The 13,675-nt window shown below is 54.0% G+C and carries 16 protein-coding genes; 10 read left to right on the top strand and 6 right to left on the bottom strand.

The features are described 5' to 3' along the window. Nucleotides 1-51 precede the first annotated feature (51 nt). The 8 genes from KW829_RS03125 to KW829_RS03090 are packed head-to-tail and all read left to right on the top strand — an operon-like array spanning nucleotide 52 to nucleotide 6,192. On the top strand, nucleotides 52-522 hold the full coding sequence (locus KW829_RS03125) for a phage tail protein (protein ID WP_218307571.1): 471 nt from the start codon (nucleotides 52-54) through the stop codon (nucleotides 520-522). Then, a complete protein-coding gene (locus KW829_RS03120; protein WP_218307570.1) occupies nucleotides 515-1,153 on the top strand; it encodes a phage virion morphogenesis protein in 639 nt (212 codons plus the stop codon). Before KW829_RS03125 ends, KW829_RS03120 begins: the two co-directional genes overlap by 8 nt. Further along, nucleotides 1,150-1,731: a phage baseplate assembly protein V gene (locus tag KW829_RS03115; RefSeq protein WP_218307569.1), complete on the top strand. Its 582-nt coding sequence runs from the start codon at nucleotides 1,150-1,152 to the stop codon at nucleotides 1,729-1,731. Before KW829_RS03120 ends, KW829_RS03115 begins: the two co-directional genes overlap by 4 nt. Continuing rightward, a complete protein-coding gene (locus tag KW829_RS03110) occupies nucleotides 1,728-2,096 on the top strand; it encodes a GPW/gp25 family protein (protein ID WP_218307568.1) in 369 nt (122 codons plus the stop codon). The genes KW829_RS03115 and KW829_RS03110 overlap by 4 nt, the downstream gene beginning before the upstream one ends. Next, nucleotides 2,083-2,979 carry a baseplate J/gp47 family protein gene (locus tag KW829_RS03105; RefSeq protein ID WP_218307567.1) on the top strand — a complete coding sequence of 299 codons (897 nt, stop codon included), beginning with the start codon at nucleotides 2,083-2,085 and terminating at the stop codon, nucleotides 2,977-2,979. Before KW829_RS03110 ends, KW829_RS03105 begins: the two co-directional genes overlap by 14 nt. Further along, complete coding sequence (locus tag KW829_RS03100; protein WP_218307566.1) at nucleotides 2,972-3,499, top strand: phage tail protein I; 528 nt, start codon at nucleotides 2,972-2,974, stop codon at nucleotides 3,497-3,499. The genes KW829_RS03105 and KW829_RS03100 overlap by 8 nt, the downstream gene beginning before the upstream one ends. A gap of 11 nt (nucleotides 3,500-3,510) precedes the next feature. Beyond that, entirely contained in the window at nucleotides 3,511-5,763 is a 2,253-nt protein-coding gene (locus tag KW829_RS03095; RefSeq protein ID WP_218307565.1) for a phage tail protein, read from the top strand. Between the two features lie 9 nt (nucleotides 5,764-5,772). Then, a complete protein-coding gene (locus tag KW829_RS03090; RefSeq protein WP_218307564.1) occupies nucleotides 5,773-6,192 on the top strand; it encodes a tail fiber assembly protein in 420 nt (139 codons plus the stop codon). Nucleotides 6,193-6,346: 154 nt separating this feature from the next. On the opposite strand, the gene KW829_RS03085 is transcribed toward KW829_RS03090, so the two are convergent. Genes KW829_RS03085 through KW829_RS03060 form a run of 6 tightly spaced genes read right to left on the bottom strand, consistent with a single transcriptional unit; the run spans nucleotide 6,347 to nucleotide 12,048 of the window. Next, nucleotides 6,347-6,835 carry a phage tail protein gene (locus KW829_RS03085; RefSeq protein ID WP_218307563.1) on the bottom strand — a complete coding sequence of 163 codons (489 nt, stop codon included), beginning with the start codon at nucleotides 6,833-6,835 and terminating at the stop codon, nucleotides 6,347-6,349. Nucleotides 6,836-6,849: 14 nt separating this feature from the next. Further along, nucleotides 6,850-9,837, bottom strand: a complete 2,988-nt coding sequence (locus KW829_RS03080) for a phage tail tape measure protein (RefSeq protein ID WP_218307562.1) — start codon at nucleotides 9,835-9,837, stop codon at nucleotides 6,850-6,852. Beyond that, nucleotides 9,824-9,979, bottom strand: coding sequence for a GpE family phage tail protein (locus KW829_RS03075; RefSeq protein ID WP_032424037.1), 156 nt, complete (start codon nucleotides 9,977-9,979; stop codon nucleotides 9,824-9,826). Before KW829_RS03075 ends, KW829_RS03080 begins: the two co-directional genes overlap by 14 nt. A gap of 5 nt (nucleotides 9,980-9,984) precedes the next feature. Then, entirely contained in the window at nucleotides 9,985-10,302 is a 318-nt protein-coding gene (locus KW829_RS03070; RefSeq protein WP_059290464.1) for a phage tail assembly protein, read from the bottom strand. Nucleotides 10,303-10,350: 48 nt separating this feature from the next. Then, complete coding sequence (locus KW829_RS03065) at nucleotides 10,351-10,866, bottom strand: phage major tail tube protein (protein ID WP_059356496.1); 516 nt, start codon at nucleotides 10,864-10,866, stop codon at nucleotides 10,351-10,353. Continuing rightward, entirely contained in the window at nucleotides 10,867-12,048 is a 1,182-nt protein-coding gene (locus KW829_RS03060; RefSeq protein ID WP_059356559.1) for a phage tail sheath family protein, read from the bottom strand. Nucleotides 12,049-12,201: 153 nt separating this feature from the next. Here KW829_RS03060 and KW829_RS03055 point away from each other — a divergent pair, with 153 nt between their 5' ends. Beyond that, nucleotides 12,202-13,338 carry a phage late control D family protein gene (locus KW829_RS03055; RefSeq protein ID WP_218307561.1) on the top strand — a complete coding sequence of 379 codons (1,137 nt, stop codon included), beginning with the start codon at nucleotides 12,202-12,204 and terminating at the stop codon, nucleotides 13,336-13,338. A gap of 39 nt (nucleotides 13,339-13,377) precedes the next feature. Next, nucleotides 13,378-13,626, top strand: coding sequence for an ogr/Delta-like zinc finger family protein (locus tag KW829_RS03050; RefSeq protein ID WP_064767481.1), 249 nt, complete (start codon nucleotides 13,378-13,380; stop codon nucleotides 13,624-13,626). Nucleotides 13,627-13,675 lie beyond the last annotated feature (49 nt).

Raw genomic sequence — 13,675 nt, 5'->3', positions numbered from 1 at the left:
CTGATCATTGCGGGCGCGATTGAACGTTTCGGGCGTTAAGAAGGTATCACCATGCTGAAAGCTGACTCACTGCGCGAGACCCTGACCCGCGCTAACAAATGGTGCAGGGCCAATCCTGAAGCCTTCACCGTTTTTGTGGAAGAAGGGAATATCGAGACGACCGGCGAAACACCGTCGTTTATGTACCGCTATACCCTGGTGCTGTTTGTAATGAACTTTGCCGGTGATATTGATGATTTCACGCTGCCGTTAATGGCATGGCTCTGGCACAACCAGCCTGGTCTGCTGCTGAACCCGGAGAAGAATCGGAACGTTAAATTTACGACCCTTATCAACAACGACGATACCGCCGACATTCTTTTTGAAATGCCGCTGCACGAGCGCGTAAAGGTCACTCTGGACGCAAAAGGCATCCCCAGGGCGGAGCATTTACCGGAACCTAAACCGCGCATACCGTCAGCGGACGGCGACTGGAGCACCATCTTTGAAGATGTAACGTGGGAGGCTGACGTGCATGAGTAACGATCTCTTCCGTGAGCTGGATCAGGTATTCAGCGACATACTCGCGGGCACCTCTCAGGCCGGACGTGTTCGCACCGCCCGCGCGGTTGGCCAGGCACTGCGAAAGAGCCAGCAACAGCGCATCAAAGCACAGCAAAACCCCGAAGGTTCGCCGTATCCTGCCCGACGCCGCAGGGTGCTGCGCTCTCAGCAGGGCATTGTGTTTGTCTGGCAGGGTGAGATCCGCCGCCTGAAAAACTGGCACGGTGGCCGGGGGAAATACGGGCGCACCATTACCGGCTTTGACGAAGAGCGCAACGATATTCGCACCTTTTACCGCAGCGATATTGAGCGTTACATCGAGATCAATACGCGCTCAGTGCGCCGCAGCACTGCGAAGAAGGTGCCGATGTTTCAGCGGCTGCGCAGTTATCGCTTTCTCAAAATGCGCGCTGATGCAGGGGGCACATCCGTGGGTTATGACGGCGTGGCGGCACGCATTGCGCGTGTGCACCAGTACGGCCAGCGCGATCAGGTCGGGCCGGGTGCTTTTGCTAAATATCCGGTGCGTGAGCTGCTGGGCTTTACCGCTGGCGATGAGCAGATGATTACGGAACAGTTGCTTAACAGCCTGGGGAGTGCCGCGCGATGAGTGCTGAACTTATCCGCCTGCTTGAAAATATCCTCCGCGTTGGCGTCGTTATTGCCGTTGATGAAGAGAGCTGGCGCGTGCGCGTGCAAAGCGGCGAACTTCAGACCGACTGGCTGCGCTGGAACGCCACGCGCGCCGGGGCATTCAGTATCTGGATGCCGCCTTCCGTGGGTGAGCAGGTCTGGCTGGGCTGTATCGGTGGCAATCCTGAAACAGCGGTCATTATCGGCAGTCTTTACAGTAGTGACCACCCTGCACCGGGCAGCAGCCTGCAAGAGATTGTACTGACAGCACCAGACGGAGCGTCTTTCCGCTATGACGCGGAGGGCAGCGCGCTGGAAGCTCAGGGCATGAAAACAGCACATATCAAAGCCTCTGCCAGCGTCACGCTTGAAACGCCGGTGGTGGAATGCACTGAACACCTGAAAGCGCGGACGTTCGAACTGACGGAGGGCGGCACGATGAAGGGCACAATCACTCATTCAGGCGGATCGCTTTCGTCTAACGGGGTGACGGTTCATTCGCACGTGCATGGTGGTGTGCAGGGTGGCAGCAGCAACACCGGGGGGCCGAAATGACAGCCCGCTACACCGGCATGAACCCGGACGGCACGGGCCAGCTTACCGATACCGATCAACTGTGGAATTCAGTACGCGACATACTGACCACGCCGCTGGCAAGCCGGGTGATGCGTCGGGATTACGGCAGTATGCTCCCCGATCTTCTGGATGAACCGCAAAACGAAGTGACGCGCCTGCAATGTATGAGTGCGGCGGTGATCGCCCTGACGATGTGGGAACCGCGTATTGCCCTGAACGGCATCAGTATCAGTTATTCAAAGGATGGCGCTGTCACCGCTGAACTGGTCGGCATTATCACCGAAACTATGCAGACGGTAGGCAGTTCGTTGACGCTCAGGAGTGGCAGTAATGGCAACAGTTGATTTATCGCAGCTACCGCAACCGCAAATTATCGAAGTGCTGGACTTTGAACTCATTCTCAGCGAGGTCAAAGCCGTCATGCTTGCAGCATTCCCGCAGGAACAGCAGCCGTCAGTTGCCGCCGCGCTGGAGCTGGAATCTGAACCGCTGAACGTGATCGCGCAGGTGGTTGCCTACCGTGAAATGACGCTTCGCCAGCGCATCAATGAGGGCGCAGCGGCATGTATGCTGAGCCATGCCGTATCGTCCGATCTTGATAACCTCGCGGCCAACCTGAATACCGAACGTCTGATCATCACCCCGGAAACGACAACTGCTGACGCGGAAACGGAAAGTGATACCGCGCTGCGCCTGCGTGCTCAGTCTGCATTTGAAGGCCTGAGCGTGGCCGGTCCCACCGGGGCATATGAATATTTTGCAAAGAGCGTCAGCGGAAAAGTGGCGGACGCGAGAGCAACCAGCCCGTCGCCCGCTGTCGTGATCGTTTCTGTGCTTTCCACTGAAGGTGACGGTACGGCATCGGCAGAGTTACTGAATGACGTCAAAAATGCCCTCAATGACGAAAACATACGACCAGTCGGCGACAGGCTCACTGTGCAAAGTGCTGCAATTATTGATTATCAAATCAGGGCGCAGCTTTATTTTTATCCCGGTCCTGAGTCTGAGCCGATCCTTACCGCTGCGCAAAATGCCCTTCAGTCCTGGCTGAATCAGCAGGGTAAGATTGGCCGTGACGTTGCCCGCTCAGCCATTATGGCGGCGCTGCATGTCCAGGGAGTCCAGAGGGTGGAGTTGCAGGAGCCTGCCAGAGATCTTGTGATTGATGATACGCAGTCGGCGCGCTGCACGTCCTTCGCTATCAGCAAAGGGGGAACCGATGAGTAACAGCCTGCTGCCTCCATCGGCAAGTGATTTCATGCGAAACGCGGAGAAGGTGACGGAGAAGATTACTGATATTCCGGTAATGATTCGCACCTTGTGGAACGCTGATACCTGCCCGGTGAGTCTTCTGCCTTATCTGGCATGGGCGCTTTCAGTCGACAGGTGGGACAAGGACTGGCCGGAGCAGACCAAGCGGCAATCTATCCGCGACGCCTGGCTGATCCACCGACACAAAGGCACCATCGGCGCATTACGCCGCGTTGTGGAGCCGCTCGGATACATTATCAATGTTACGGAATGGTGGGAAACCAACGATCCCCCAGGCACATTTCGCCTTGATATCGGTGTATTAGAGTCTGGTATCACCGAGGAAATGTATTACGAAATGGAGCGGCTCATTGCCGATGCCAAGCCCGCAAGCCGCCATCTTATCGGGCTAAATATTATCCAGGACATACCCGGCTACCTCTACACCGGTGCCCTGACCTATGACGGCGACATCATCACGGTTTACCCCGGATAAGTGAGAACACAATGGCAGTGAAATTTAAAACAGTTATCACCAAAGCCGGTGCGGAAAAACTCGCGGCAGCAACCATTCCGAACGGGAAAAAGGTGAACTTTACGGCGATGGCCGTGGGCGACGGTGGCGGCACGTTGCCGACGCCTGACCCGAATCAGACAAAGCTGATCAAAGAAGTCTGGCGTCACGCGCTGAACAAAATCAGCCAGGACAAAAAGAATAAGAATTATGTCGTCTCGGAGCTGGTTATCCCGCCTGAGACTGGCGGTTTCTGGATGCGTGAAATGGGGCTTTATGATGACGCCGGCACGCTGATCGCGGTCGGCAATATGGCCGAAAGCTACAAGCCAGCACTGGCGGAGGGTTCAGGCCGTGCGCAGACCGTGCGGATGGTTATCATGGTAAGCGACATTGAATCTGTCGAACTGACCATTGATACCTCTACGGTGATGGCAACGCAGGATTACGTTGACGACAAACTCGCGGAGCATGAACGGTCCCGCCGCCATCCTGACGCCACCCTTAATGCGAAGGGTTTCACTCAGTTAAGCAGTGCGACCGACAGCGCGTCTGAGGCTGTCGCAGCTACGCCGAAAGCAGTTAAGGCGGTGTATGACTTTGCCAAAGGGAAATACACGGCTCAGGACGCCACCACGGCGCAAAAAGGTATCGTCCAGCTAAGTAGCGCGACCGACAGCATGTCTGAAAGCGTTGCTGCGACGTCGAAAGCCGTCAAAGCGGCTAACGATAATGCCAACGGACGTGTCCCACAGACGCGAAAGGTGAACGGTCATGAGCTTAAAAATGATTTTAATATCATCCCTGACGATATTTTCAAACTCTCAACGGGTATTGGTAGCAACGCTGATTTAAACGATTTCACCGCCCCTGGTTTGTATTACCAGCCAGCGAACGCGCAGGCTCAAACGGGCAAAAACTATCCAGAGGCAATAGCCGGTTCGCTGGAAGTCTATAAGCATGCCGGTATCACGCAGATTTACCGGATTTATAACAGTTCCCGCTCGTACATTCGCACGCTTTACAGCGGGACGTGGTCAGCCTGGACGAAGCAGTATGATGCAGCTAATAAACCTTCCCCGGCTGATATTAATGCCGTAAACAAAGGCGGCGATGCAATGACCGGGCCGCTTAAGATCCGCTCTGCTGATGCGCTGCGTATCTACGATACGGCATACGGTATGATTTTTCGTCGCTCAGAAAATAATTTTTATCTTATCCCGACCGCAAAAGACCAGGGCGAAAATGGCGGTATAAGTGGACTACGCCCGCTTTATATCGACCTCACCAACGGCAGAGTGACGCTGGGTAATGGTGCAGTCGTAAACGGCGGTCTTGGGCTGGGAGTAGTCAGCGGCCTTGGAGAGAACTCTATTGCCCTGGGGGATAATGACACCGGCTTCAAACAGAACGGAGATGGTGTTCTGGATGTTTATGCCAACAGCAAGCAGGTAATGCGATTCCTGAACGGTGGTATAACGAGTTATATGCTCTTCAACATGAATGCAGGCGCATCAGTGAGCAGCACTCTTACCTTTAAAAACGGTAGCAGTATCATGTCAGAGAAAACTGGTGCCAACCCCCGAAACGGCCGAATTTATTGGGGCGGTGATGCGAGTCGCGGCAACAGGATAGAATTTGCAGATGATGCTGGCTGGAAGGCCTACATTGAGCGCCATCCCTCGAATGGTGTGCAGTTAGTAGTAAATGGTCGAATCAATGGAAGTATTATTTATTCCAGCGGTGAGGTACAGGCGGGAGGAGGTAAGGCACGCCTTGCTACTGACGGAAATATCTATGGTGAGAAATGGGGCAATCAGTGGCTTGATGTATATCTGAGAAACACCTACCAGCCTAAAGGCAGTTACACCCCGGCAGGACAGGCATATACCAAAGCTGAAAGCGATGGTCGTTACTACACCAAAGCGCAAAGTGATGCTGGGTACAATGCTAAAAACACCGCCTCACTTTCCACTGCTGGAGGGTGGCAGCAGGATGGAACGACCGGCCTGATAATTCAGATGGGAACCGTAAACCGAACGGGCTACAACACAGCTGTCAATTTTCCTAAGGCGTTCCCTAATTTCTGCATGGGCGTCCTGCTTACGCTCAGCGATGCAGGCACAGGTAACCTTTCCGACTCATCAAGCAACATCAGATCGTTAAGCCACAGTAAAACTGGTTTTAATTATGGTGCGAACGGCAATCCTGAAAAAAAGGCGTTCTGGGTGGCATTTGGTAAATAGGATAAAAATATGAAAGACAGATATTTCTGGAGTGCAAAAGAGAACGGCTTTTATCCTGAGTCAATGAAAGAACTTTATGAGAACAGCCCTGATGGCTGGCCGGGGGACGCCGTAGAAATCAGCGAAGAACTTTATAATTCACTTCTGGAGGGGCAAGGCAGGGGAAAAGTGATTACCTCTGGCAGCGACGGTAAGCCACTACTTTCGGATCCGGTTATTGACCACATTGCGATTGCGGAAGCTGAAAAAAACCTTCTTGTGAGCGAAGCTGAAGAAATGATTTTACCTCTACAGAGGGCCGTCAAGTACGACATAGCCTCAGATGAAGAAAAGCAGCGGCTTAAAGCATGGGAAATTTATAGTGTAAAACTCAGCCGTATTGATACTTCTGCGGCACCAGAAATTGAATGGCCTGAAAAACCGACATAAATGGTCATTCCGGCATGCACTGCCAGTCTTGACCGTGCTGGCCATATGTATCGAGTACGGTCATTTTTGACGGTGCTGCAGCACTGTCAGTTATGGCGGTGTGTTCCTGAAGATGAAGCGGGCAAATGCCCGCTTTAGTTTTATGCGGATGTCGTCAGAACAGGTCCGATAGCGTACTACTGGCAGAGTTGTAGGCGGACGTGGCTTTATCCTTTAGCCCTGAAAGCAGATCGCCAACGGATGAGGCCTGTAAGCGTTCGCGTAAATCTTCATCACAGCGCTGAAAACTGATCGAGAACTCTATTTTTTTCGCCTTTCCGTAACGGTCAAACTCCGTATGCGTGGCCTGTAGCCCGGTCAGCACGTACATGCCGTAAATCTGCCCCGCTCCGCTGATTAAAGGCCAGGGACGCCCGGTGTATGCCTGAGTAGCCAGGACGGTAAGAGACACGTCGCCGCCCGTAATTTCAGGGTAAAGCACCCCGTCCAGATTGATTTGCGTCTCTCCTGCGCCGATGTATTGCCATTTCGCCGATCGGTTAATACGATCGTTTTTCACATGTCGCCAGTTCAGCGAATGGCGCAACTGCTGATAAGGCAGTGTCTTCAGTTCAAAAACGAACATCCCGTATATCATCATCATAATGTTGCTTCCCCTTAATCTCTGTCTTTGAAGCTGCCACGGTTGAGCCGTTCACGGCGAGCCAGTTCGGCACTTACTTGATCGGCGACAATCCTGGCAATTTCGCGCGCGTCCTGCCGGTCAACGCCGTGCAGATGTACGTGGATTTCGCCCGTAAAGCCGCCACTGGCAACCGGGATATTGCTGGCGCTGCGGCTGACTGGCAGAAGTTCAGCCTGTTTAACGGGAAGCGATGCCGCTACCACTGCGGGACGTGCGCTTAACCCGTTGTTCCTGACCGTGCTGGCCAGCTGCGACTCTTTCCATTCCCCACGAACGGCCAGCGCACGCGGCAGGTTTTTAAACACGATATCGCCGGGGCCGATCTTCTTCGTGTTGTCGGCTGTCGTTTTGGTGTTGCTGTCGATACTCTGCAACCTGCGCATAGTGCCGTTATCGCCGGTCAGCGGTGATGTGGGTTGCGGTACTCCCGGTGGAGGGGGGTTCCCGGTATTGTTTTTACCTGTTGAGGCAGGTGACCAGTTCCAGCCCTTTTGCACCATTTTTTTCTGTTGCGGATCCCACTCCCACATAACAGGATCTTTTTTAAGGCTTTCAGCTTTCAGGCGTGCAGCTTCCAGACCAGAAGGGATAAGTTCGAGTTTTTCCAGAACCCAGCCAATGCCTTCCATGAGGGTTGTCAGCGGTAACAGCAGCAACTGAAGTGCCCCCCCCAGGACTTTACCGAAGGTTTCCCCTGCTGATGCGCATTTATCAAGGGATTCGCGGCTACTTTCTACAGGTGTTAAGAGTTTTGAAAACCAGTCCCAAACCTTGCTAACAGCATCACCAATTGCAGAGAAGACCAGCGTTAAAGTGAAAAAGGCGTCGCGGAAAGGAGCCAGCTGCTGCATAACCCCATTAAAAAAACCGGTGAAAAAAGCTTTTATTGGTTCCCAGTACCGCCAAATCAGTAGCCCGGTAGCAATAAACGCCGCTACTATCAGGCCAATCGGACTAAACAGCAGTGACAGCGCTGTACCCAGCATAGACACCGCAGCAGTGATCATGCTCCATATGGCCGGTAAGCCTGTCAGGCGAAGAGCGAGCATTCCGAGGTTTTTAGTCAGCACTCCCAGCGCGGTACCTGGTGCAAGAAATACGCCCATAAGTGCGCTACGCATAGCGGGTATGATGGCCGAAACGCTCCGCATTTTCCCTGCTAACGAGCCAAGAACTGGCACCCATCCGCGCACGCTTGCTATCGCCGGGCCGGAAGCCGTGCCTAGCGTTCTCAGAGCGGCAATCGTTCCGGCTATGCCTCTGCCCCCTGTCAGCAGTGTAAAACCTAACTGGAGTTTAGCCAGCGGCCCCATCAGCAGGCCGATCGCCAGCGATGTGCCGCCAATGGTGGCGGTCAGCGCCAGAACGCTACCGCCTACAACCATCAGGGATTGTGCGAGCTTCGGATTCTCCTTCGCCCACTGCGTCATATGCCCCACAACATTACTCAGCCCCTGGGTCAGGGCGCGAAGCTGGTTGTTGACGAGATCGTTAATCTGGATACGGAAGCCTTCCCAGGCGCTGTCCAGATTCTTGAGATCGCCATCAAGGTTATCCGCCATTATTTTGGCGGCTTTCTGTGCCTCACCCTTGGCGTTTTTCAGTTCACCAAGCAATTTCTGAAGTTCGCCGCTCCCTGCCGACATAACCAGTGCCTGGAATGACTTTGACGCTTCTTCACCGGCAATATCTTTGAAGAAAGAGAGCTTATCGGTATCGCCGTATTTGCTGATTTTTTTATAGAGATCGGTAAGCACAACCTCAGCAGGGCGCATTTTCCCCGTCGCATCAGCGACTTCTACACCCAGTTCTTTAAGCGCAGTTTTTGCTCTGCCGGTCGGCGCGGCAAGGCGTGAAAATGTGGCCTGCAACCCCGTACCAGCGATACTCCCGCGCAGACCAACGTTCGCCATCACGCCGATCATAGCCGTGGTCTGTTCGACGCTGACGCCAAGGTTGGAAAGCCCTGTCCCGGCGTACTTCATCGCCTCACCGATATTTTGCAGATCGGTGTTGGTACGGGTGAACGCGCCAGTTAATACGTCGCTGACGCGATCCATTTCTTTGGGATCGAGGCGGAACTGAGACAGGATGTTTGAGCTGATATCGGCACTTTCACCTAAATCCATCCCACCGGCCAGCGCCATATTGAGTACGCCTGGTAGTGCGGCCTGAATAGCCTGCGGAGTGAAGCCGGCCATCGCGAGAAATGCCTGCCCGCTGGCAGCGTCAGTCGTGGTGAACTGCGTTTCAGCACCCAGCTTTTTGGCCTGGTCACGAAGTGCTGAAAAGTCAACGGAGCTTTTATCTATGCGGGTCAGCGCCTGCACGCGGGACATTTCCCGATCAAACCCAACGGCGGGGGATAAGAAACGTCCCGCTACGTAACCGGCAGCAGTGGCCCCGGCAACGGCCATCGTACCACCGCCGCGAAGTTTGCCCGCCGTTTGCTGCATCTGGTCATAACGCACACGTGCCTGCGTGACCGCAGCAAGTTGTCGCCGTTCCCGCTCAAGTGTCTGGTTGTACTGTTCAGTTCGACGGATGGCACTCTGAATGGTGCGGTCACTGCCGACCAGTGAAACGCCGTGGCCGCGCAGCGCCTGTGAAGCGGCGCGCAGCTTGATCATTTCCTGCGTGCGTGCAGAATTCAGGCGCTCCAGCTTTGCGGCAAGCGCTGCCATATGGGCTTTCTGCTTATTTGTGAGCTGCGTACCTTCCCGCTGCGCCTGATTCAGGCCTTCAAGAGTCCGGCTGGCGTCGTCGATTTTGCGGGAGGTCTTTTGTACGCTGTCGCGCAGCCGGTTGAAAGTGCGGGACTGACTGTCCAGATCTTTAATGCTGGACTGCGTTTTTTTGATGGACTCAGACAAACCGCCCGCACTCTGGCGGGCGGAATTGACCGGGCGGGTAAGTTTATCGATCGCGCTGAACGCGACGCGGATATTAAGGCTTTTCACTGTCACTGGCTCCACTTCGGACAGCCGCCCGCTCACGCCAGGCTATGACTTCGCCCAGTTCCATCGTGAAGACTTCAGAGGGCGGCCAGTTGAAAACAACCGCGATATCAGCAACCAGATCGTCGATCAGGTCGAACCGCAGGAGTGTTACTGATTCTCCGTCTCCGCCTCGCTCGACGCTCCAGACCCCGCAGGTGTCAAAAAAGGGACGAGCGCTTCAGACAGGCTGACAAAATCGCGGGTATCCATTTCGTTGATTTCGGTCTGCTTGAGGCGTGGTGACGTGACGCGGGTTAGCAGTATCGCCACCGAATCCACATCCATATTCATCACATTAACCAGCTTCAGACCCCGCAGGGAGCCAGCCTGTTTGATCTCATCTGTGATCGTTACCTGAGTGATTTTCTCATCGCCGCGAACAACAGGTTTTGCCAGCGTAATGGCGTTATCGGTTTTCTTGCTCATTCATGAATACTCCGGGCGGCACGGGTGTACCGCCACTTATCAGGTTAATCAGTTACCCATTCCCAGCGCAGACGTAATGCGGTCAGGGTAGATATTCTTGCCGTCTTTCTTGTAGATGAAGTTCAGCAGATCAAACTCAAACAGCGGCTTGTCGTCGATGGTGAGCCTGTAATAGGTGTTCTTCATCGTGTAGCTGATGGAGGTATCTTCTCCCTGCTTGCTTTCACCGCCATCCATTTCGGTGATACGTCCGCGCAGTTCAACCTCAACCAGCAGGCTTTCGCCATCGGTGTAATATTCACCGGCGAAGCGGAAGCGGGTTTCGTCGATATCGCCGCAGTAGTTCAGCAGTAGCGACTGAACCAGACCTCCAACCACCATCGTGGTGTCCAGCGCGCCACTATCCAGACCGAGATCCACCGCAGCGGAGCCAATCATCCCACCCCCCTGGAAATCTTCAGTTTTACGGGTCAGTTTTGGCAGCGTCACGGAAGTTACTTTGCCGATGCAGTTGCTGCCGTTCACAAAGCAGGTGAACAGGCGCAGTTTGTGAGGAACCGCCATTTATGCACCTCCCAGGGAAGAAAACGCCGATTCGAAATACTCGTCCGTGAAGGTCTGGTAGAGCGTCAAATCTTCCATTGGCGGAACCGGTGTATATTTATAGCGAATGCGTACCTGACCCTGGCGGAGACCGGTTGTCGGGTTATCCAGGATATCAAACCAGCATTCAGCACCAATTAGCCGCCCCTGCGTCACCAGCGAATTGAGTTTGCCGCTGATGCCGCTGACCACATCCTTGACGTTGGCCGGGGTTAGCGGTTCGTCCACTGATTCAAATTGCGCCTCAGCGATACTGTCAGCCAGAATCTGTGCCGTTCGGGTATAAACCTCAAAGATATAATCTTTGGTGTCGGTAACGCGGTTGCCCCAGAACCGGAAACCGTTACGCTTGATGAGCGTCGTGATCTCCTTGTTGTTCAGTTCGTTCGCGTCGCTGTCTTCGGCCTGAAGCGACCAGAAAACATCCTGCGAAATACCCAGCACGTTCTTGACCGCCACGTTGGAAAGCGATTTATGCCAGCCCTGATTGTTGTCAATCAGCGCGCGGAGCCCGCAGGCATAGGCTGGGGCCGGGAAGATTTCATTTTCTCCGGTCTGCGGGTTGTATGCGATGAAGTCAGGCCAGATAAGCATTAGCTCACGATAGGCAAAGGTAGCGCGGTAGGCGATAGCTTCTGCCATCGTCGTGCAGCCGTAACAACTGGCATAAACAAACGCACGCAGATTCTGCGCAATGACGCACAGCGCAGAGGTCACTTCTTCCGTGTCGTAGTCTGGCGCGGCCAGAATGCGCGGACGATAGCCCACCTTCTGTTCAGCCGTCAGAAATGCGTACATGCCGGTATAGCTACCGTCTTCTGCCGTGCCGCCCATGATGAGCTGCGACTGCGTTTTACCGCCTTCCTCTTCCGTGGCTGCTGCCACGCGCACAACGATGACCTTCGGGCTGGTCTGGTCAGCGATGGCTTTAAGTGTTTTGTACAGGGAGCCGGTTTTACCCGCCTTACCCAGCACGTTGTTAACCCGCGTCAGTAACACGGGGGTATTCAGGGGAAAGGTTTCAGCGTCGGCATCATCCGCCACGGCAACGACCCCAATGACACTTGATTCAATGTCATTGATGGCTGTCACCAGGTCGGTATTCTCCCGGACGCGTACACCGTGGAAACGTGTCTCTGACATGTTAACCACCATTACGTTATTGAGTTCGCATTGATAATCCCTCATGTCTGAATGTCACTCACGCTATTGCGGGTCTGGCCGGACGGCGACAACAAAAACTGATTTGGTCTTTCCCTCGCGCGTGGGATCCTTCACCGAAAGAAGGGGGAAAGCATGGCACTTACAGACCTGACAAAATCACTTAACGACGCCATCAGCAGTTATAACGATTCACTTACCGAGGCGGTAAAAAGTCCGGGATTCAGCATAACGATGGGCGGTAAGGTACGGACGCAGCTTGACGAGCGGATCATGTCGTTGTCACTGACGGACAACCGGGGTTTTGATGCCGATCAGCTTTCCATTTCTATTGATGACAGTGACGGTATGGTTGCTCTGCCTCCGCGTGGCGCTGAGCTTGCGGTATCAATTGGCTGGCTGGGTGAGCCGCTGATTTACAAGGGACTGTACACGGTTGATGAGGTATCCCATGAAGGGCCGGGTGATATCATTGGTATTACTGCCCGCAGCGCTGATTTTCGTGAAGAGTTCAACGTAAAGCGCGAAGTCTCATGGCATGACGTGACTGTTGAGCGCGTTGTGTCAGCAATAGCGCACCGCTACGGACTGAAGGCACAGATCAGTGAAATGCTCATGGATATTGAGATTGACCACGCTGATCAGACGCAGGAAAGCGATATGTCATTCCTTACCCGCATGGCGGAAATGCTGGGCGCAATTGCCACCGTAAAGAACGGTAGTCTGCTGTTTATCCTGCCGGGCGGAGGTGTTACCGCTGACGGGAAGGCGCTACCCTCTGCCAGTATTGACCGGACGAGCGGCGATCGGCACCGCTTTCGTATTGCCGATCGGGATGCGTATACCGGCGTCAGGGCTTACTGGCTGGATCTCAATTTCGGCAAAAAGAAAAAGGTCAGCGTAAAGCGCCGTAAGCCAGCAAAGCCCAAAAAAGAGAAGAGCAGCAGCCGTGAGGGCGATTACATGGAGGGCGCAGACGGTAACGTCTATGTACTGCGCAAAACTTACCAGAATGAAGAGACGGCGAAACGTGCGGCAGCGGCAAAATGGCAACAGCTTCAGCGTGGTGCGGCAGAGTTTTCGATCACCCTGGCGCGTGGCCGCGCTGAGCTTTACCCCGAAATGCACGTTACGGTTAGCGGTTTTAAGGATGAAATAGACAATCAGGACTGGATTATTGCGCGTGCTGAGCACGTCATAGACGACAGCGGTTTTACCACCCGGCTGGAGCTGGAAGCAAAAATACCTGACTGGATAGCGGAAACTGAATAAAATGAAATGGAGTTCAACTCCCACAGGGGAGCCATCATTATGTTCAGATGTCCATTTTGCGGCGCTATGGCCCGCACCCGTACCAGCCGTAAAATAACCGATATGACAATCCGGCAATATCACCAGTGTCAGAACCTGGAATGCAGCCGGTCATTCACCACGCTTAACAGTGTTGAGAGGGAAGTAACAAAGCGTGCAGGTACGGCACCGTTACCGCCAGACTTCATCCCCCGCGATGCCTTTCCTGCTTCGCACTATGGAAGGGATCAGCTTAATTTGGCACTTTAATGACCTCCCCTCCATGAACTGGAGGGGCGTCATTTTGAAAAAATGATAA

The organism is Enterobacter sp. ENT02 (assembly GCF_019219165.1).
Taxonomy (GTDB): Bacteria; Pseudomonadota; Gammaproteobacteria; order Enterobacterales; family Enterobacteriaceae; genus Enterobacter; species Enterobacter mori.
Note: the sequence above shows the minus strand (reverse complement) of the source record. Positions and strands in the feature narration are given on the sequence as shown.

Bases quoted from the DNA above. Each gene is read 5' to 3' on its own strand.
- KW829_RS03085 (WP_218307563.1), bottom strand. From the start codon at position 6,835: ATGATGATGATATACGGGATGTTCGTTTTTGAACTGAAGACACTGCCT.
- KW829_RS03050 (WP_064767481.1), top strand. From the start codon at position 13,378: ATGTTCAGATGTCCATTTTGCGGCGCTATGGCCCGCACCCGTACCAGC.
- KW829_RS03105 (WP_218307567.1), top strand. From the start codon at position 2,083: ATGGCAACAGTTGATTTATCGCAGCTACCGCAACCGCAAATTATCGAA.
- KW829_RS03060 (WP_059356559.1), bottom strand. From the start codon at position 12,048: ATGTCAGAGACACGTTTCCACGGTGTACGCGTCCGGGAGAATACCGAC.
- KW829_RS03125 (WP_218307571.1), top strand. From the start codon at position 52: ATGCTGAAAGCTGACTCACTGCGCGAGACCCTGACCCGCGCTAACAAA.
- KW829_RS03055 (WP_218307561.1), top strand. From the start codon at position 12,202: ATGGCACTTACAGACCTGACAAAATCACTTAACGACGCCATCAGCAGT.
- KW829_RS03070 (WP_059290464.1), bottom strand. From the start codon at position 10,302: ATGAGCAAGAAAACCGATAACGCCATTACGCTGGCAAAACCTGTTGTT.
- KW829_RS03110 (WP_218307568.1), top strand. From the start codon at position 1,728: ATGACAGCCCGCTACACCGGCATGAACCCGGACGGCACGGGCCAGCTT.
- KW829_RS03090 (WP_218307564.1), top strand. From the start codon at position 5,773: ATGAAAGACAGATATTTCTGGAGTGCAAAAGAGAACGGCTTTTATCCT.
- KW829_RS03095 (WP_218307565.1), top strand. From the start codon at position 3,511: ATGGCAGTGAAATTTAAAACAGTTATCACCAAAGCCGGTGCGGAAAAA.
- KW829_RS03100 (WP_218307566.1), top strand. From the start codon at position 2,972: ATGAGTAACAGCCTGCTGCCTCCATCGGCAAGTGATTTCATGCGAAAC.
- KW829_RS03115 (WP_218307569.1), top strand. From the start codon at position 1,150: ATGAGTGCTGAACTTATCCGCCTGCTTGAAAATATCCTCCGCGTTGGC.
- KW829_RS03120 (WP_218307570.1), top strand. From the start codon at position 515: ATGAGTAACGATCTCTTCCGTGAGCTGGATCAGGTATTCAGCGACATA.
- KW829_RS03065 (WP_059356496.1), bottom strand. From the start codon at position 10,866: ATGGCGGTTCCTCACAAACTGCGCCTGTTCACCTGCTTTGTGAACGGC.